Source organism: Pseudomonas sp. GL-R-19 (assembly GCF_019956375.1).
In the GTDB taxonomy this organism is placed as follows: domain Bacteria; phylum Pseudomonadota; class Gammaproteobacteria; order Pseudomonadales; family Pseudomonadaceae; genus Aquipseudomonas.
In genome coordinates, this window is the sequence record NZ_JAHBDJ010000033.1 from 211,953 (window position 1) to 229,287 (window position 17,335).

The following is a 17,335-nucleotide window of genomic DNA, read 5'->3' on the forward strand; positions in this document are numbered from 1 at the left end:
GCTGTGAAGTCTCGATTTCAACCTCTCGGGTTTCACGGCAATCAAGGCTTGGATGGCTGGAGAGTCCGTTTGGTCCGGCACTTGCCCATGAGGCATGCGGCGATTCGATCTGCCAGACAACGCTAGTCAGGCGATGGGGGCTTGTCCAATGACGGGAGCACCTATCCTTTCACCCAATCCACCGAATACATCGCAACATAGCTATCCACAGCCGCCCCGACCGTTGGAAAAAACGCCGTTTCACCCAAACGCGCAAACAACCCAAACCGCTTGAGTTTGTCCTTGACCGGGTCCTTCATCTCGGCAATGCATAACTCGATACCCGCCGCGTGCAGGGTGTCGTCCAGTTCGGCCAGCATGTCGGCGGAGGTCACGTCGACGCTGGTGACCGGTTCTGCGGCGACCACCAGCCAGCGCACGGGCGTGGGCGATGCCGCCACGGCGTCCAGCACTCGGTCGCTGAACAGTTCGGCGTTGGCGAAAAACAAGGGCGCATCCCAGCGAAACAGGACCAGGCCGGGGATCAGCCGCGCGTCGGGGTAGCGTTTGATGTCGTGGTAGCCCTTGACCCCATCGGCACGGCCCAATACCGCGGAGTATGGGCGCCAGCCATCCCAGAGGAATTCAATGACGGCAATCACGATGGCCAGGCCGATGCCCTCGATCGCGCCGAACACGGTCACGCCGACCGTACAGACAATCGATAGCCAGCATTCCCAGCGCTGGATGCGATAGATCCGGCGCAGGTCGGTGATCTCGATCAGGCCAATGGCCGAGGCGATCACCACCGCCGCCAGTGCGCTGGAAGGTAGATGTTGCAGCAGGTCCGGCGCCATCACCAGCAGCAAGGCAACCGTCAGTGCGCCGACGACGCCGGTCATCTGGGTTTTGGCACCGGCGGCTTCTGCCACGGGCGTACGCGACGAGCTGCTGCTGATCGGGAAACCCTGAAAAAATCCGGCCGCCAGGTTGGCGATGCCCAGGCCTACCATTTCCTGGTTCGGGTTGACGTAGGTGCGGGTCCGCGCCGCATAGACACGGGAGAGCACGCTGGTGTCGGCGAACGAGACGAGTGCTACGGCGCAACCGCCGATCAACACCGGGACCATATCGGCGGTGGTGATCCAGGGGATGGCGAACCCGGGCAAGCCTTGGGGGAGCGAACCGAGGACCGACACACCGGCGCGTGTCGCAAGGTCGAGTACACCCACGGCGACTGTCGCGCCTGCCACGGCGATCAGGATGCCCGGCAACCGCGGCCACCTTTTGAGCAGCAGGATCACCGCCAGGGTGAGTCCGCCCACCATGAAGGTGGTCCAGTTGACCTTACCCTCCAGCACCGCTGAGGCGATGGACCATAAGTCTCTCAATGGACCGTTGGACTCAATCGAAAAACCGAACAGCTTGGGCAACTGGCTGATCAATACGGTCAGTGCGATGCCGTTCATGTAGCCGTAGCGAATCGGTTTGGACAGCAGCTCGGTGATAAAACCCAGGCGCGCCATACCGGCCAGGATACACACCGCTCCCGAGACGATCGCCATCATTCCCGCCAGAGCGACGGCACGCTGCGGGTCGCCGCCGGAGAGTGGAAGGATGACGGCAAGGATGACGGTCACCAGGGAGGAATCCGGCCCCATCACCAGAATGCGGCTGGGGCCGAACAAGGCATAAAACAGCAGCGGAACGATGGTCGCGTAGAGGCCATAGATGCCGGGCACGCCCGAGGCCACCGCATAGGCGATACCGACGGGCACCAGCATCGTGGTCAGCACCAGACCGGCCACGATGTCGTAACGCAACCATGCCGGTTGGTATTCACGCAGCATGCCCAGCCCCGGTAGCCAGCGGCGCCAACCGCTCTGCTCATCCCGGCGGGCTATCCGGCCCGGCTCCGAAACGGGCGGCGAAGCATCTGAATGGCTCATTAACCGCCCTCGTTGATGTAACGCAGTTCATTTAAAAACTCTGTCTGTAGGAGCGAGCTTGCTCCGGGCGGCGTTCCGACGATGGACTCAAGAGCGCCGCGTTAAGTCAGTAAACACGCGATATCGTTAACGACCATCGCGAGCAAGCTCGCTCCTACAGTGATCAGTGATCAATTACCTCCTTGATGGACTGTGCAGGCTTGGCGATATCGAAGTGATCTGAGTGTAGCTATTGCTTCGAATGCGCCATCACTGGAAGCTGGTCACCTAAAGGACCTGGAAGCCGACATGAAATTCGACCTCGCCTACTGCCTCAGCCTCAACGACAAGTTGTCGATCTACGACGTTCGGGACCTGAATTTCGACGAGACGATGGATTTCGATTCCGCCAGGGAACACTTCCAGTGCCCCAACGATGCCTGTCGCCTTGCGTTCGATACGGCCAATGAGCTGGGCACGTTCAACGCGAAGAACGTGAATTACGTGCGCACGCCGCACTTCAAGAACTTGCCAAGTACGCGGCATGTCGAGGGTTGCCCTTATGTCAGCTTGAAGACGCCGGCGTCAGGTGCGGATGAGGCGGAAACGGATGACAGTCGCGAGGAACATTTCCCGTCGGAATTGTTACTGGCTCGGCGGGAGTATGTGCGTAAGTCGTCCATCCCGGTGGTGATTGCGGATGGGGCTCGGGATGAACCGATGGCACCCAAGGTGGCCAGCAACGTCGAGCAACCGGGCAGGGAGTCGGCCCCGGACAAGACCAGCGTCTTCGCCCATCCGGTGGAATGTTTCGTTTCAAACTTTGACGACAAGGATTTGCTCAAGCGCGTGCCGCTGAAGATTGGCGAGCACACCGCGCCTTACGCGTCGTTTTTCAAGAAGATCGAATACCTGCAGGACAACAAGGGGCTGATTTACTGGGGCAAGGTCAAGGAGATCAAGGACTACACCCAAAGCTTTCGCATCGACTTCGAGAAGAAGGTCTGGTTCGAGAAGAAGCCGTACTCGGTCAATGTCTACCTGAGCAAAAAGCTCATCGACAGCTACCGCAAGCGCAAGGCGTTCCTGGAAGAGATCAAGCACGCCATCGAGAGCGGGCAGGAGTTGTATTGCTTCTTTTATGGGGTGACGCCTGAGCTGAAGCAGGTGCCGAGCAAGAAAAACCCCGAGCAGTCGTTCGGAGTGTTCAGCGCCAATATTGAAAACCTGGATCACTTTATCGTGCGGGAAGCGCCGGGGTTGGCGGGCAAATAAGCACAGCGCCGTTCGTCTGCCTGAAAAGAAAAATCAAAAAATGCGTTTGATCCGGGCTCAAAACAACTGTACAAAAACACAGTATATTTTGACCAACACTCTCGAGCCCGGAGAACACCATGGCCTCTCAAGCGATGAAAATCACCCTGGAACGTATCGCCCTCTTCCAATTCACCCCGGCCCACTGCGCCCAGGCCCGAGCGATGCTGGGCTGGAGTGTGCAAGAGCTGTCGCGGGAGTCCAGCGTCTCGGTGGAGGCCATTCAACGCTTCGAGGCGCGACAGGAGGTGCGGGATGTCACGCGCCTGGCGTTGGCCTATCGGCTTGAAGCCGAAGGGTTGGTGTTCTTCCCGGGGTTTGCGCCGGGTCGGGGGATGAATGTGAGGGGGTCTACGCCGAATCCGGTTGGGCGGGCGGATTTTGCGATGGTGGAGTGAGCCAACTCACTGACTGACGATAAATGGCCCCCTGTAGGAGCGAGCTTGCTCGCGATGGACGTTAACGATAACGCGCGCTTCCTGGCTAAACATGGCGCCCTTTAGTCCATCGCGAGCAAGCTCGCTCCTACAGAGCCCATCACTCTACGCGTTCTGAACAACCCCCCGCTCACTCTCCCCTTCCACCGCCAGCCACCACGCACCACCACGCTGCGGATGCATCAGGTTGAACGCCTCGCCCATCTGCGGTGTGGTGATCGATACGTTGCGTTCCCAGGCCAGGGCCAGGATACGGTCGAAGGGTTCGTACCAGGCGTGCATCGACAGGTCGAAGGTGCCGTTGTGGATGGGCAGTAGCCAGCGGCCCTTGAGGTCGAGGTGGGCTTGCAGGGTTTGTTCGGGTTGCATGTGCACGTGCGGCCAGTCGACGTTGTAGGCACCGGTTTCCATCAGAGTCAGGTCGAATGGGCCGTACTGTTCGCCGATGCGTTTGAAGCCGTCGAAGTAGCCGCTGTCGCCGCTGAAGAAGATGCGTGAGTCGCCGTCGATCATCACCCACGAGGCCCAGAGGGTGCTGTTGCTGTCGAACAGGCCACGACCGGAAAAGTGCTGCGACGGGGTGGCGATGAACTGGATGCCATCGACTTCCGTGCCTTGCCACCAATCCAGCTGGCGGATTTTGCTGGCGTCGATGCCCCATTTGATCAGGGTGTCGCCTACGCCCAGCGGGGTAAGGAAATATTTGGTCTTGTTCGCGAGCTTGAGCACGGCCGCATGATCCAGGTGGTCATAGTGATCGTGGGACAGGATCACCGCTTCGATCGGTGGCAATTCTTCCAGGCTGATCGGTGGCTGGTGGAAACGCTTGGGGCCGGCCCACTGCACGGGCGAGGCGCGCTCGGCGAAGACCGGGTCGGTGATCCAGAACTTGTCGCGCAGCTTGAGCAACACCGTGGAGTGGCCCAGGCGATAGACGCTGTGGTTGGGCGCTGCGATCAACGCGGCTTGAGTCAGGGCTTGTACCGGGACGGGCGCGCTCGGGCGGGTGTTTTGCGGTTTGTGGAACAGCGCGTTCCACAGGATGCCCATGGTTTTGCCAAAGCTTAAACGTTGCACCGGCGTGAAGTTTTGATACTGCCCTTGAGCCTGTCGGGACGCTTCAGGTGTGGAGGCGTTGTCCGCCGGGGAGTTTGAATTGGCCATGACTGAATGACTCCAGAAAAACCGCGCATGACGCGATTTTCCGCTTTGGGACGATAAATGGCCAAGGCACGCACGCATCAGCCGGACTTTCTATTTTTGCTGGGCAGGGTTAACAAAACATTACACTGCACAGTGTAGTTTCTAGGTTGCATCAAAGTCGATGACAAGTAAACTGCTGAGTGTAATTCCCCCCTTCTTCCTGCCGAAGCGTATTTATGACAGCTCCACAGCGCCTCACCGACCGAAAACGCCAAGCGATCATTCAAGCTGCGATCAACGAATTCCGTGACAACGGTTTCGAGATCACCAGCATGGACAAGATTGCTGCTACTGCCGGTGTGTCGAAGCGCACGGTGTACAACCACTTTCCCAGCAAGGAAGAGTTGTTCGCCGAGATCCTCAATCAGTTATGGATCCGGGTGACGGCAGAACAGGAAACGGCCTACCGTTCCGATCTGCCGCTGCGCGATCAACTCCGCGTGTTGCTGATGGCCAAGCTGCAAATGTTGGGCGATGACAATTTTCTCGACCTGGCACGGGTGGCGATAGCGGCGACGATTCATTCCCCTGAGCGGGCGCAGGACATGGTGGCCCGAATGGGTGAACGCGAAGAGGGGCTGACGGTGTGGATTCGGGCCGCTCAAGCGGATGGCCGATTGAAGGTCGTGGCTCCCGAATTCGCCGCTCAACAGGTCCATGGCCTGCTCAAGTCCTTTGCATTCTGGCCACAGATTTCCATGGGGCAACCCGGCTTGTCAGCCGAAGAACAACACCGGGTGGCCGAGTCCGCGCTGGATATGTTTCTGGCCTGCTATCAGGTGCAATAAATGACAATGTCGACGGCGCCGTCGAACCTTTGATGGCTCTGAGTTGAACGGCGCATGTGTTTCAGAATGAAACCGGCGCTGAGGCTATAGTGAGCCTCAGTCCCAGCGCCATACAGAGAGCATCATGACCACCAACCACGAAACCGCCGCCCACGTCGATCATCTGCGTTTCCATCGTCCTCATGCCCACCTCGCGCCGACCTTTGGCAATGACAAGTTTGCCCTGCGCGCCGAAGCCTTTGCGCGGTTCTTCGGCACACCGACTTTTCTCGGCGCACAAACGCTGATCGTGGTGATCTGGGTGTGCCTTAACTTATCCGGGTTCACCCACTTCGATGCGTACCCGTTCATCCTGCTCAACCTGGCATTCAGCCTGCAATCGGCCTATGCCGCGCCATTGATTCTGTTGGCCCAGACGCGTCAGGCCGCGCGGGACAAAGCCAAATCCGATGCCGATGCGCAGCACCGCGAAGCACTGGCGACCGCCAACAGTGAGCGACAGGCAGAGGCCGCGAAAAACTCTGCACAACTGCTGGAGCTGCTTGAGCAGAACACTCGCCTCACGGAGATGACCAAGGCTCTCACCGAGCGCATCGATAGCCTGACCACGGAAATGCATCAGCACCTGGTGCGCAAGGATGAGCCAAGAACCTGAACGGTTTCACGGCAGTTTCAGCGCCCGCCCCAACTCATCGAACAAGGTGAGCACCGAGCGCAAGGCGCGGCAGTCGGGACGGGTCAGCAGCCACAGTGCGGTGTCGTATCCGTGCAACGGTTCGCTCAGCGGCTGTAATCCGTCGCCAATCAAAAAGTCCGGCAGTGCCGCTATACCCAGCCCCGCCCTGACCAGCTCGGTCACCGACAGCATGCTGTTGCAACGATAGCCCGGCGTTACGCCCGGCAAGGCCTGGCGACGCCAGGCAACGGTCGGGTGATCGGGCAGGAAGTCATCCGGAGCGATCCAGGTCAATGCGGCCAGGTCGGTGGTGTTGACCGATTGCAGATATCGCTCGCTGGCGCACACCCGGTAGGCAATATCCGCCAGCCGCCGTCCTACCAGATGCTCCGGAGGCGTGCGGGTCAGGCGCAGGGCGATATCGGCATCCCGACGGCTGAGGTTGGCAAAATCATTGGATGTGCTGAGTTCGAGGGTCAGCGCCGGATAGTTCGGCATGAACTGCGCCAGCGCCGGCAACAGCAAACCTTGCAGGACCGAATCGGTACAGGTCAGGCGCACGATGCCGCTGATCACTTCACCGCCCTGCTCCACACCGATGCGCGCCGCCTCCAGCGCCTGCTCGGCGCGCTCGGCCTGTTCAGCCAGCGACTGCGCCAGGGTGGTGGGCAGGTAACCGGCGCGGCTTTTTTCGAACAATTGCTGACCCAGTGCAGCCTCCAGCCGGCGCACCGCTCGAAACACCGTCGAGACATCCACCTTCAGCAATTGCGCAGCCCGAGCCAGAGAGCCGCCGCGTACCAGCGCGAGAATCAGGCTCAGGTCCGGGTAATCCAGTCGATAGTGCGTCGCTGCATTGATCACTTGGGAAAATGCCAATATTGAGTGCGTGAACGCCAATCTATAGTGGGCACCAGCAATCAACAAGTGCAGAGGCCCCGCATGGAAAACCGCCCGATTCGCATCGCCCTGATCGGCGACTACGACCCACACGTCACCGCCCACCAGGCCATTCCTGTGGCCCTCGAAATGACCGCCGAACACACGGGCCTGAACCTGCAATGGCACTGGCTCGCCACCGATGAAATCCACGCCGAGACACCACTGCACACATTCGACGGTTTCTGGTGTGTGCCGGCCAGCCCTTACCGCAGCACGGATGGCGCATTAACAGCGATCCGTTTTGCCCGCGAACAACGGCGACCTTTCCTCGGCACCTGCGGTGGTTTTCAACACGCGGTGCTGGAATATGCGCGCAACGTACTGGGCTGGTCGGATGCCGAACACGGCGAGACTTCACCCGATGCAATACGGGCGCTGCTGACACCGCTGTCGTGCGCGCTGGTGGAGGCCGTCGATACCATTCATTTACATGAAGGCTCGTTGATTGCCCAGGTGTACGAAAACGCCGAGATTCGTGAAGGCTATCGCTGTCGTTATGGTGTGAATCCGCTGTTCGAAGCGGAGCTGCTCAAGCGCGAACTTCACGCCGTCGGCCACGATTCGGAACACGGACTGCGGGCGGTCGAACTCAGCGGTCATCGGTTCTTTGTCGCGACCTTGTTCCAGCCCGAGCGGGCAGCGCTCAAGGGTGTCTTGCCGCCGTTGGTTGGCGCCTTTGTCGCAGCTTGTGCGGGGCGCTCGTCATGATCGCCGATACGCCAGCGTCGCCTTGTTACGCAGTGATCTTCACCTCGGTGCGCACCGAGGGTGACCAGGGTTACGCCGAAGCGGCCGCACGGATGCTGGAGCTGGTCCGTGAGCAACCGGGGTTTCTCGGCGTGGAGTCGGCCCGGGGCGAGGATGGGCTTGGGATTACGGTGTCGTACTGGGCCAGTGAAGCGGCGATTCTGGCGTGGAAGCATCACCCTGAGCACACGGCCATTCGCGAGCGTGGGCGCTCGACCTGGTATGCGCGGTGTCATACGCGGGTGTGCCGGGTTGAGCGGGCTTATGGGTTCAATCAGTAACTGATTCAGAGCTCTTCAGGCCGCCATCGCGAGCAAGCTCGCTCCCACATTTTGATCCCGGTCGGTCACAACATTTGTGCGCGACAAAGATCTACTGTGGGAGCGAGCCTGCTCGCGATGGGGCCAGCCAAATCACCGCAAAAACTCAGCCCTTGACCAGACTGCGAACCGCCGAAATCTCCGGCACGTCCCGCCGGTTCATGTACACCCGCAACGGCTCGGTGATGTTGATCCGGTCATCGATGTTCTGGTCCAGCAGCAACTGAATCAACTCACGCTTGAGCGTCATGGTTTGCCCGGGACCAGTGGCCCAGACAAATTCGCTGGTCGGGATAATGCCGTCGTCCGCCACGTCCATGCCGAACGAGTCTTCGCTGAAACGCACGATGTAGTGGCCGGTCTTGCGGTTGAGGCCGACGAAGCCTTTGAGTTGGTCGGCAGCCTGGCAGATGAGCTGGGAAGTGATGCGCATGGTAAACCCCGCAATAGTGATCGTTGGTTTGCACGCAGGGCCTGCGTTTCCCTCTGCCGGGGAAATTGCAGGGCCCCAGCGTACTGCAACCGGGCGCACAAAAGCGCTGACGAACATCAGCTTTGGGCAGGTTTGTGTCGGTCTTGCTATAGCGCCTGCAATGATCAGTTGTTAAAAGGGACGCACCCTCATTGCGAAAGGATCTCGACCATGCCCGCAACCTTTACTAGAAGCGCCCTGTTACTGAGCCTGCTGCTCGGCCTCGGCGTTGGCCACGCACAGGCCGCCAGCGAACCCGGTCCCAAGGCACTGGCGACCCGCTTGGGCATTCCGCATCCAGCGGTGATCGCCCACCGTGGCGCGTCGTTCGATGCGCCGGAATCCACCGCCGCCGCCTACAAGACGGCCCGCGACCTGGGCGCCGACTACCTGGAACTGGATCTGCAACGCAGCAAGGATGGCGTGCTGTTTGCCCTGCACGACAACAATCTGCAACGCACCACCGACGTTGCCAGCAAATTCCCCGAGCGCAAGGACAGCCCCGCCAATGCGTTCACCATGGCCGAGCTGAAAACCCTGGATGCGGGCAGTTGGTTCAATGCCGCGTACCCGGACCGCGCACGTCCCGCCTTCGCGGGCCTGAAGATTCTGACCCTCGATGAAATCATCGACATCGCCGAGGGCAACTCCCTGCACAAGCCCGGCCTGTACATCGAGACCAAGGAGCCCAAGCAGTTTCCCGGCATTGAACACGACCTCAAGGAAAAACTTCAGGACCGCGGCTGGCTGAGCCCGACCGGTTCGAAACTGGCGAAAAGCGAGCTGGCGGTCGGCCAGGGCAAAGGCAAGGTGGTCCTGCAGACCTTCGAGAAGAGCAGCCTCGAACTGCTGCAAAAGGAAATGCCGAAGGTGCCGAAGATCCTGCTGTTGTGGGTCGCTGAAGGCAGTATCGAGCCCAAGTCCAAGGTGACATTTGCCGAGTCCGGCGCCAGGGACAAGGCCGCGTACTACGCCGCACAGGAACCGAAGGACAAAGCCGAATTCCAGCGTTGGGTCGACTACGCCAAGGCCCAGGGCGCCATCGGCACCGGCCCGTCCGCCGCACTGACCCAGGGTGGCGACCAGAGTTATGCGGATCTGGTGCAACCGTGGATGAACCAGTACACCCACGATCAGGGCCTGCTGGTGCACGTGTACACCATCGACGAAGCGGTGGACTACCAGAAAGTCATGGACGCCGGTGTCGACGGCATCTTCACCAACCGCGCCAGCGAGTTGTTGAAGTTCTATAAACGCCCGGCTGCGAGTGTGGCGCAGGTGCTACAGAACAACGGGTATTAATGCGCTATTGCACAAAACCTGTGGGAGCGAGCTTGCTCGCGATAGGGCCATCAGCTTCAACATCAACGCTGACTGACCCTCCGCCTTCGCGGGCAAGCCACGCTCCCACAGGGATTGATGCAGGACATGCAGAGGGATTTAAGGGTGGATTAAGTTACACACACTAACCTGATCTCACTTGAACGGATCACCCAAGGAAAGAAGCCCATGAAGACCCTGACTGCCTTGTTTACCGCTGCAACCCTGACCTTTGCCGCAGGCCTGGCCCAGGCCGATGTACGGGTCGATGAGATCCCGCAACTGGTCAAGGACGGCAAGATCAAGTCGCTGGAAGATCTGAACAGGATCGCGCTGGATCTGCACCCGGGTGCAACGATCACCAAAACCGAACTGGACAACTACTTCAACGGTTACGAGTACGAAGTCGAACTGCGTGATGCCAAGAACGTCGAGTGGGATGTGGACATCGATGCCTCCAACGGCAAGGTCCTGAAGAACAAACAGGACACCTGATCCCGAAACGCACAAAAGCCGCACGATTGAGAAGTCGTGCGGCTTTTGTGCATCCTGGACTCAAGCGCTCAGGCGCGCCGTCACCTCGTTCAACTGCCCCGACAAACCGTGCAGGTTGTTGCTGGCCGCTTCAGTGCGCTGCACGTTGTCCAGGTTGGTGCTGGCGATGCTGGTGATTTCGGTGAGGTTGCGCGAGATGTCTTCGGCCACCGAGGTCTGCTCTTCGGCAGCGGTGGCGATCTGGCGGTTCATGTCGCGGATGGCTTCCACGGCCAGGGTGATGCGTTCGAGCATGGCGCCGGCCTCGGTCACTTGCTGCACGCTCTGCTCGCTGCGCGACTGACCGCTTTCAATCGCTTGGGCCGCTTCGATTGCACCGGTCTGCACGGTCTGGATGATCTGATTGATCTCGATGATCGACGCCGCCGTGCGCTGGGCCAGGCTGCGCACTTCATCGGCCACCACCGCGAATCCGCGTCCGGCCTCACCGGCGCGGGCCGCTTCGATGGCCGCGTTGAGCGCCAGCAGGTTGGTCTGTTCGGCGATGCCGCGGATCACTTCCAGAACCTTGCCGATGCGCCCGCTGTCGGTTTCCAGTTGGCGGATGACCGTGGCGGTGTTGGCGATTTCGCCGCGCATCTGGGTGATGGTATGGATGGTGCCCTGCATGACTTTTTCGCCCTGCTGGGCGGACTGGTCGGCATCGTCGGCGGCCCGCGCCGCTTCGGCGGCATGACGGGCCACTTCCTGTGCGGTGGCGGACATTTCATTCATCGCCGTGGCCACCTGATCGGTGCGATTGAACTGCTCGTTGGTACCGCCGGCCATCACGGTGGCGATCGAGTTCAACTCACCGCTGGCGCTATCCAGGTCCGACGCACTGCGCTGCAAACGGCTGAAGGTTTCGGCGAGGAAGTCGCGCAGGGTGTTGGCGGCCATCGCCAGTTTGCCCAACTCGTCCTGACGGTTGCTGGCCACGCGCTCGGCAATACGCCCCCGGCTGAGCTGCGCCACGTATTCGATCAGTTTGCGGATCGGCTCGACCAGATTGCGGTTGACCAGCCACAGGCTCAGCAGGCCGATCAGCAAACTCGAAACCAGCATTACCATGATCCCCAGCATCACCGTGCGATCGGCAGCGGCGCTGATCAGCGTCGATTGTTCGGCGCCCTGTTTGCGCAACTCGCTGACCAGTTCACTCATCTGATCGCTGGCCGCGCGGTCCACGCCCTTGACCGCCGCGTCGCCTGCCGTCGGGTCACCACCGGCGGCCACGAACGCGTCCCGGCCCTTCTGATAAGCCGCGCCCAACTGGCGATGCTCCTCACGCAAGCGCTCGATGCGGCTCTTGAGTGGCGGCTCGATGCCCTTCTGCCCGGCCAGCTCGCCGAGGATGTTTTGCACATCGCGCTGACGGTCTTCGAATTGCCCCCAGTACTTGCTCAGGTCCGCCGGTTGCTTGCCGCGCAACAGGACGTTTTTCCACTCCTGCACCTGCACCTTGAATTGCAGGTTGGCTTCATCGATCAATTGCGAGGTATGCAGCGGGCCCTCGATCAGATTGGCGTAGCTCTGCACACCGCTGGACAGCAAGTGAAAGCATGCCAGGGCGATCAACAGCATCGCCAGCAGGCTGCCGCTCAGTAGGGCGAGAATTTGTGCTCTCAGGGACTTTTGCAAAAGCATCGGATGGTACTCATGACTGGAATGAGGCACGCCCCGTTAAGGCGTGAAAGGTGTCCGGACTTCCCTGTCTGCGATCTCCGCCGAGGCCTGCGGCGCGCAACTCAACCCAAGCGTGATCGGCGAGCCAGAGCGGCTCTTGAGAGAATTCCGACCGCCGGTAGTGCAATCGTTTGCGTTATTTTCCTGTCACAAAAACGTCATCCCGGCTTGCGATGATGCCGCTCAAGTGAACCTGCGAAACCTGCGACAGGCGTCTCCCCTTGCGAGCCCTCATGAACCACAGCATCGATCAAAGCCATCGCGACACGGATCTGTTCGGCCTGCTCTACGGTTTCAGCTTTCGCCCCGGTGAGGCCGGCCGGGAAATCAATTCCGCCGAGGCCTTGCAGTACCTGCAACAACCGCAAAGCGACGAGCAATTTCTCTGGCTGCACCTGAACCTGGCCCACGCCGCGTGCGAACGCTGGATGAAAAGCCATCTGGAGTTGCCTGAGGAATTTTTCGAAGCGCTGCACGAAGGCTCGCGCTCGACGCGCATCGAACATGTCGATTCGGCGTTGCTGGCGGTGGTCAACGACGTGGTGTTCAACCTCAGCAACATGGTCTCGTCGGACGTCTCGACGCTGTGGGTGTGCGCCCGCAGTCGGCTGATCGTCAGCGCCCGCCTGCAACCGCTGCACTCGGTGGACAAACTGCGCTCGTCGGTGAAGGCCCGGGAATGCTTTCGCTCCCCGCTGGAGCTGCTGGTGCATTTGCTGCGCGACCAGGGTGAAGTGCTGACCCAGATCGTGCGCAAGACCAGCCAGAGCGTGGATCAGATCGAAGATGAGTTGCTCTCTTCGCGGCTGTCGACCAACCGCGCTGAACTGGGCGCCAATCGCCGGGTGCTGGTGCGTTTGCAACGGCTGCTGGCGCTGGAACCGGGCTCGTTACTGCGCCTGCTCAACCGGCCGCCGCAATGGCTGCAAAAGGAAGACGTGAAGGAGTTGCGCAAATCCACCGAGGAGTTTGCGCTGATCATCAACGACCTCACGGCGCTGGGTGAGCGGATCAAGCTGTTGCAGGAAGAGATCGCCGCCAACATCAACGAACAGACCAACCGCACGCTGTTCACCCTGACGGTGGTAACGGTGCTGGCGCTGCCGATCAACATCATCGCCGGCTTCTTCGGCATGAACGTCGGCGGCATTCCGCTGGCCGGTGATCCGCAGGGTTTCTGGATCCTGGTGGCGCTGGTCGCAAGCTTTACCGTGATCGCCGGGCGCTGGGCGTTTCGTAAGCAGCGGGATTATTGAGCATCCATGAAACCCTGTAGGAGCGAGCCTGCTCGCGAAGAGGGCGGAACATTCAATAGAGATGTTGAATGCCAGTCCGCATTCGCGAGCAGGCTCGCTCCTACATGGATTTCAGCGCTTGACTTCAGATCAGCGGCCCTGCAAAAAACCCAAACACTGACCCAGAACAGCCTCCCTGTAACAATTGGCAACGATTATCACTGGTACACCTCCCTCCTCAGGAATGTCCGTGATGGCTACGCCCTCCTTCACCGCCTCCCCCGCACCCGCCAGTAGCGCCATACCGCAATTCGACAAGAAACCTGGCCTGATCACCATCGTGGTGTTTTTTGCCGTGCTGGCCATCGGCTTGTTGTTTACCGCCTATAGCCTGATGCACGACATGAACGAACTCGGCACGGTGGTGACCACCTGGACACCGTTCCTGCTGCTCGGCGTGGCGTTGCTGATCGCCCTGGGCTTTGAGTTCGTCAATGGTTTCCATGACACCGCCAACGCGGTGGCCACGGTGATTTACACCCACTCGCTGCCGCCGAACGTGGCGGTGGTCTGGTCCGGATTTTTCAATTTCCTCGGGGTGCTGCTGTCCAGCGGCGCGGTGGCGTTCGGCATCATCGCCCTGCTGCCGGTCGAGCTGATCCTGCAAGTCGGCTCGTCTGCCGGTTTCGCGATGATCTTCGCCCTGTTGATCGCCGCCATCCTGTGGAACCTCGGCACCTGGTGGCTGGGCCTGCCGGCGTCGTCATCGCACACCCTGATCGGTTCGATCATCGGGGTCGGCGTGGCCAACGCCCTGATGCACGGCCGCGACGGCACCAGCGGCGTGGACTGGGCCCAGGCAATCAAAATCGGTTACGCGTTGCTGCTCTCGCCGCTGGTCGGCTTCGGCTGCGCCGCGCTGCTGTTGCTGGCGCTGCGCGCGTTCGTCAAGAATCGTGCGCTGTACAAGGAGCCAAAGGGCGAGACCCCGCCGCCATGGTGGATTCGCGGCCTGTTGATCCTGACCTGCACGGGTGTGTCGTTTGCCCACGGTTCCAACGATGGCCAGAAAGGCATGGGTCTGATCATGCTGATTCTGGTGGGCACGCTGCCAATGGCTTACGCACTGAACCGCACCATGCCGGCCGATCAGGCGCTGCAGTTCGCGGCGGTCGCCGAAGTCACCCAGCAAGCGTTGGTCAAAGCTGCTCCGCTGCCAGCGCCGGCCGACCCGCGCCCGGTGCTGTCCGAATATGTGCGCAGCAAGGTAGCGACCCCGCAACTGGTGCCGGCGCTGGCGGCGCTGACCGGCAGCATCGGCGTCCAGGTCAAGGGTTATGGCTCATTGTCGAAAGTCCCGGCCGAGGCCGTGGGCAACGTGCGTAACGACATGTATTTGAGCAGCGAAACCATTCGCCTGATGGACAAGAACAAGGTCGGCAATTTCGACGCCGACACCAGCGGCAAGTTGCAACTGTTCAAGCAACAGATCGACAACTCCACGCGCTTCATTCCGCTGTGGGTGAAAATCGCCGTGGCCATCGCCCTGGGCCTGGGCACCATGGTCGGCTGGAAGCGCATCGTGGTGACCGTCGGCCAGAAAATCGGCAAGACCCACCTGACCTACGCCCAGGGCGCCTCGGCAGAAACCGTGGCGATGCTGACCATCGGCGCCGCCGACATGTTCGGCGTGCCGGTGTCGACCACTCACGTGCTGTCATCGGGGGTGGCCGGGACCATGGTCGCCAACGGCGGCGGCTTGCAGATGAAGACCATCCGCAACCTGCTGATGGCCTGGGTGCTGACCTTGCCGGCGGCTATCCTGCTGTCGGGCAGTTTGTACTGGTTGTTCACCCAACTGTTCTGATCATTCCCGCCTCTACCCACATCCCGCCGCGAGCGATCGCTGCGGGATGTTTGCTTTCAGCCCGGCGAAAAGCCGCGCACTTCTTCGCCAAATCAAGGTATTGATCGTTTCGTTCGAGGATGGCGCTTCAGTTTGCCAATGTATTGCCGACTCTTATGAGAGCCAAAGTATTCCTGGGTGAGAACCGTGAACTTATTCATCAATCAGTTGCACAAGCACGCTGATTTCAGAAGTGCGATCTACGCTGGCGACATCTTCCTCAACACCGAACTGAAAGCGGCAAAGGAACTCTGTGCCTTTGCCCAGCAAAGCATCACGGCCGCCTTCGATGGCGAGACCAACCACCAGGCGCTGCACACGCTGATGCCGGTGGAAGAGTTCGTGGTGCTGGTGACTCGCCTCAAGGGTCAGTTCACCAACAGCCTGCGTGCCAAGGAGCTGATCCGCAGTTTCACCGACGAAATCGGTGCCGCTCCCGAAGAGTTCATTTTCGACGTACCGCGCATCCGTGTCGTGCCCAACTACGACTACCTGCACGCCGGCGTCAGCTACGCCTACAAGCCCCATCGCGATACCTGGTACGGCGGTGTCGACTGCCAGATCAATACCTGGATGCCGGTCTACACGATCCAGCCTGACCAGACCATGATGATCAACCCGGCCTACTTCGACGCCCCGGTGAAAAACACCTCGGCGCAGTGGAGCCTGTCCGACTGGATCGATGTGCAACGCCAGCGCGCCAAGGACAACGTCAAGGAAGAGGCGCGCCAACACCCGGTGCCCACCGAAGCGATCAACAGCGCCTCTGAACTGCGCATCGCCGGCAACACCGCCGAGATGCTGGTGTTCTCGGGTTCGCACTTGCACGGCACCGTGCCCAATTACACGCAACAAACCCGCTTCAGCGTGGACTTTCGCCTGATGCACCTCGACGACCTCAGGCAGCAGCGCGGCGCGATTAACGTCGACAGCGCCTGCCCGGATGTCGGCGCCGGTTTCAAAGACTACTTCCACGTCCACGACTTTTCGAATTTCCGAGGAATCCCGCAATGACCAAGCGTCGCATCACGCCCGCCGAGGCCCAGTACAACGAAACCCGTACCAATGTCCTGAAACGGGTCGATGCCGAATATGTGGCCGACGCGCCGTTCGTCTTCGCCAACCGTATCGGCGTGACGGCTGCATTGTCGCGTATGGAGCTGTTCAAGAAGGTCGCCGAAGTACCGGGCGCGATCATTGAGTGCGGCGTGTACAAGGGCAACTCGCTGATGCTCTACATGCACTTGTCGATGATTCTCGAGCCGTACGCGATCAACCGCTCGATCGTGGGTTTCGACACCTTCGAAGGCTTCCAGAGCATCGACAAGAAAGAAGACCCGGCCGACGTCAACGAGACCATGTTCGCCGACACCGACCAATCGTTGATCCAGGACATGATCGACGCCAACGACCTGTTGCGCCCGGTCAACCGGATTCCGCGCTGCGAGCTGGTCAAGGGCGACATCGTCCAGACCGTGCCGGAGTGGGTCAAGACCCGCCCGGACCTGGTCGTGGCCATGCTGATCCTCGACACCGACCTGTACGAGTCGACCAAAGTCGCGCTGGAAACCTTCCTGCCGTACATGCCCAAAGGCGCGATCGTGGTGCTCGACGAAGTCGCCTACCGCAACTTCCCGGGCGAAACCAAGGCCCTGCGTGAAGTGCTCGACCTGAACAAGATCGAACTCAAGCGCCTGCCGTTCGATTCGTGCGTGGGTTACTTCCACGTCTGATCCGAAGACCTGGAAACTGGTGCAAAAACCTGTGGGAGCGAGCTCGCGATAGCGGTGGTTCAGTCAACAGTGATGTTGAATGTTATGGCCTCATCGCGAGCAAGCTCGCTCCCAC

The 17,335-nt window shown here is 60.3% G+C and carries 17 protein-coding genes; 12 read left to right on the forward strand and 5 right to left on the reverse strand.

The window, feature by feature from the left end:
- Window positions 1-161: 161 nt before the first annotated feature.
- Window positions 162-1,928: a SulP family inorganic anion transporter gene (locus KGA83_RS18265; protein ID WP_223530425.1), complete on the reverse strand. Its 1,767-nt coding sequence runs from the start codon at window positions 1,926-1,928 to the stop codon at window positions 162-164.
- A gap of 288 nt (window positions 1,929-2,216) precedes the next feature.
- Between KGA83_RS18265 and KGA83_RS18270 the strand changes: the two genes are divergently transcribed.
- The gene (locus tag KGA83_RS18270; RefSeq protein WP_223530427.1) at window positions 2,217-3,182 is read left to right on the forward strand and encodes a hypothetical protein; all 966 of its coding nucleotides are present in this window, start codon (window positions 2,217-2,219) and stop codon (window positions 3,180-3,182) included.
- Window positions 3,183-3,301: 119 nt separating this feature from the next.
- On the forward strand, window positions 3,302-3,619 hold the full coding sequence (locus tag KGA83_RS18275; protein ID WP_223530429.1) for an XRE family transcriptional regulator: 318 nt from the start codon (window positions 3,302-3,304) through the stop codon (window positions 3,617-3,619).
- Between the two features lie 144 nt (window positions 3,620-3,763).
- On the opposite strand, the gene KGA83_RS18280 is transcribed toward KGA83_RS18275, so the two are convergent.
- Window positions 3,764-4,822 carry an MBL fold metallo-hydrolase gene (locus KGA83_RS18280; protein WP_223530430.1) on the reverse strand — a complete coding sequence of 353 codons (1,059 nt, stop codon included), beginning with the start codon at window positions 4,820-4,822 and terminating at the stop codon, window positions 3,764-3,766.
- A 215-nt stretch (window positions 4,823-5,037) separates the two neighbouring features.
- On the opposite strand from KGA83_RS18280, the gene KGA83_RS18285 reads away from it, so the two are divergent.
- On the forward strand, window positions 5,038-5,649 hold the full coding sequence (locus KGA83_RS18285) for a TetR/AcrR family transcriptional regulator (protein WP_108215179.1): 612 nt from the start codon (window positions 5,038-5,040) through the stop codon (window positions 5,647-5,649).
- A gap of 124 nt (window positions 5,650-5,773) precedes the next feature.
- A complete protein-coding gene (locus KGA83_RS18290; protein WP_218427221.1) occupies window positions 5,774-6,304 on the forward strand; it encodes a DUF1003 domain-containing protein in 531 nt (176 codons plus the stop codon).
- A 6-nt stretch (window positions 6,305-6,310) separates the two neighbouring features.
- On the opposite strand, the gene KGA83_RS18295 is transcribed toward KGA83_RS18290, so the two are convergent.
- The gene (locus KGA83_RS18295; RefSeq protein ID WP_223530431.1) at window positions 6,311-7,252 is read right to left on the reverse strand and encodes a LysR family transcriptional regulator; all 942 of its coding nucleotides are present in this window, start codon (window positions 7,250-7,252) and stop codon (window positions 6,311-6,313) included.
- A 15-nt stretch (window positions 7,253-7,267) separates the two neighbouring features.
- Between KGA83_RS18295 and KGA83_RS18300 the strand changes: the two genes are divergently transcribed.
- Window positions 7,268-7,975, forward strand: a complete 708-nt coding sequence (locus KGA83_RS18300; RefSeq protein ID WP_223530432.1) for a CTP synthase — start codon at window positions 7,268-7,270, stop codon at window positions 7,973-7,975.
- Entirely contained in the window at window positions 7,972-8,295 is a 324-nt protein-coding gene (locus KGA83_RS18305; RefSeq protein WP_223530434.1) for an antibiotic biosynthesis monooxygenase family protein, read from the forward strand. The genes KGA83_RS18300 and KGA83_RS18305 overlap by 4 nt, the downstream gene beginning before the upstream one ends.
- 145 nt (window positions 8,296-8,440) lie before the next feature.
- Here KGA83_RS18305 and KGA83_RS18310 read toward each other — a convergent pair whose 3' ends face one another.
- Entirely contained in the window at window positions 8,441-8,767 is a 327-nt protein-coding gene (locus KGA83_RS18310) for a DUF2025 family protein (protein WP_223530436.1), read from the reverse strand.
- 210 nt (window positions 8,768-8,977) lie between these two features.
- On the opposite strand from KGA83_RS18310, the gene KGA83_RS18315 reads away from it, so the two are divergent.
- Entirely contained in the window at window positions 8,978-10,108 is a 1,131-nt protein-coding gene (locus tag KGA83_RS18315; RefSeq protein WP_223530438.1) for a glycerophosphodiester phosphodiesterase, read from the forward strand.
- A 207-nt stretch (window positions 10,109-10,315) separates the two neighbouring features.
- Window positions 10,316-10,621 carry a PepSY domain-containing protein gene (locus KGA83_RS18320; RefSeq protein WP_223530440.1) on the forward strand — a complete coding sequence of 102 codons (306 nt, stop codon included), beginning with the start codon at window positions 10,316-10,318 and terminating at the stop codon, window positions 10,619-10,621.
- Window positions 10,622-10,681: 60 nt separating this feature from the next.
- Here KGA83_RS18320 and KGA83_RS18325 read toward each other — a convergent pair whose 3' ends face one another.
- Window positions 10,682-12,307 (reverse strand): methyl-accepting chemotaxis protein, encoded by a 1,626-nt coding sequence (locus tag KGA83_RS18325; RefSeq protein WP_108215172.1) that lies wholly within the window; start codon window positions 12,305-12,307, stop codon window positions 10,682-10,684.
- A gap of 272 nt (window positions 12,308-12,579) precedes the next feature.
- Here KGA83_RS18325 and KGA83_RS18330 point away from each other — a divergent pair, with 272 nt between their 5' ends.
- From KGA83_RS18330 to KGA83_RS18345, 4 genes are all read left to right on the forward strand, one after another.
- Window positions 12,580-13,602, forward strand: a complete 1,023-nt coding sequence (locus tag KGA83_RS18330) for a transporter (protein ID WP_108215171.1) — start codon at window positions 12,580-12,582, stop codon at window positions 13,600-13,602.
- Between the two features lie 232 nt (window positions 13,603-13,834).
- A complete protein-coding gene (locus tag KGA83_RS18335; protein WP_108215169.1) occupies window positions 13,835-15,448 on the forward strand; it encodes an inorganic phosphate transporter in 1,614 nt (537 codons plus the stop codon).
- 186 nt (window positions 15,449-15,634) lie between these two features.
- Window positions 15,635-16,501, forward strand: coding sequence for a hypothetical protein (locus tag KGA83_RS18340; protein WP_115947339.1), 867 nt, complete (start codon window positions 15,635-15,637; stop codon window positions 16,499-16,501).
- The gene (locus KGA83_RS18345; RefSeq protein ID WP_108215167.1) at window positions 16,498-17,220 is read left to right on the forward strand and encodes a TylF/MycF/NovP-related O-methyltransferase; all 723 of its coding nucleotides are present in this window, start codon (window positions 16,498-16,500) and stop codon (window positions 17,218-17,220) included. Before KGA83_RS18340 ends, KGA83_RS18345 begins: the two co-directional genes overlap by 4 nt.
- The last annotated feature ends 115 nt before the right edge of the window (window positions 17,221-17,335 follow it).

Coding starts and splice junctions, on each gene's coding strand:
- KGA83_RS18265 (WP_223530425.1), bottom strand. CDS start 1,928: ATGAGCCATTCAGATGCTTCGCCGCCCGTTTCGGAGCCGGGCCGGATA.
- KGA83_RS18270 (WP_223530427.1), top strand. CDS start 2,217: ATGAAATTCGACCTCGCCTACTGCCTCAGCCTCAACGACAAGTTGTCG.
- KGA83_RS18275 (WP_223530429.1), top strand. CDS start 3,302: ATGGCCTCTCAAGCGATGAAAATCACCCTGGAACGTATCGCCCTCTTC.
- KGA83_RS18280 (WP_223530430.1), bottom strand. CDS start 4,822: ATGGCCAATTCAAACTCCCCGGCGGACAACGCCTCCACACCTGAAGCG.
- KGA83_RS18285 (WP_108215179.1), top strand. CDS start 5,038: ATGACAGCTCCACAGCGCCTCACCGACCGAAAACGCCAAGCGATCATT.
- KGA83_RS18290 (WP_218427221.1), top strand. CDS start 5,774: ATGACCACCAACCACGAAACCGCCGCCCACGTCGATCATCTGCGTTTC.
- KGA83_RS18300 (WP_223530432.1), top strand. CDS start 7,268: ATGGAAAACCGCCCGATTCGCATCGCCCTGATCGGCGACTACGACCCA.
- KGA83_RS18305 (WP_223530434.1), top strand. CDS start 7,972: ATGATCGCCGATACGCCAGCGTCGCCTTGTTACGCAGTGATCTTCACC.
- KGA83_RS18310 (WP_223530436.1), bottom strand. CDS start 8,767: ATGCGCATCACTTCCCAGCTCATCTGCCAGGCTGCCGACCAACTCAAA.
- KGA83_RS18315 (WP_223530438.1), top strand. CDS start 8,978: ATGCCCGCAACCTTTACTAGAAGCGCCCTGTTACTGAGCCTGCTGCTC.
- KGA83_RS18320 (WP_223530440.1), top strand. CDS start 10,316: ATGAAGACCCTGACTGCCTTGTTTACCGCTGCAACCCTGACCTTTGCC.
- KGA83_RS18325 (WP_108215172.1), bottom strand. CDS start 12,307: ATGCTTTTGCAAAAGTCCCTGAGAGCACAAATTCTCGCCCTACTGAGC.
- KGA83_RS18330 (WP_108215171.1), top strand. CDS start 12,580: ATGAACCACAGCATCGATCAAAGCCATCGCGACACGGATCTGTTCGGC.
- KGA83_RS18335 (WP_108215169.1), top strand. CDS start 13,835: ATGGCTACGCCCTCCTTCACCGCCTCCCCCGCACCCGCCAGTAGCGCC.
- KGA83_RS18345 (WP_108215167.1), top strand. CDS start 16,498: ATGACCAAGCGTCGCATCACGCCCGCCGAGGCCCAGTACAACGAAACC.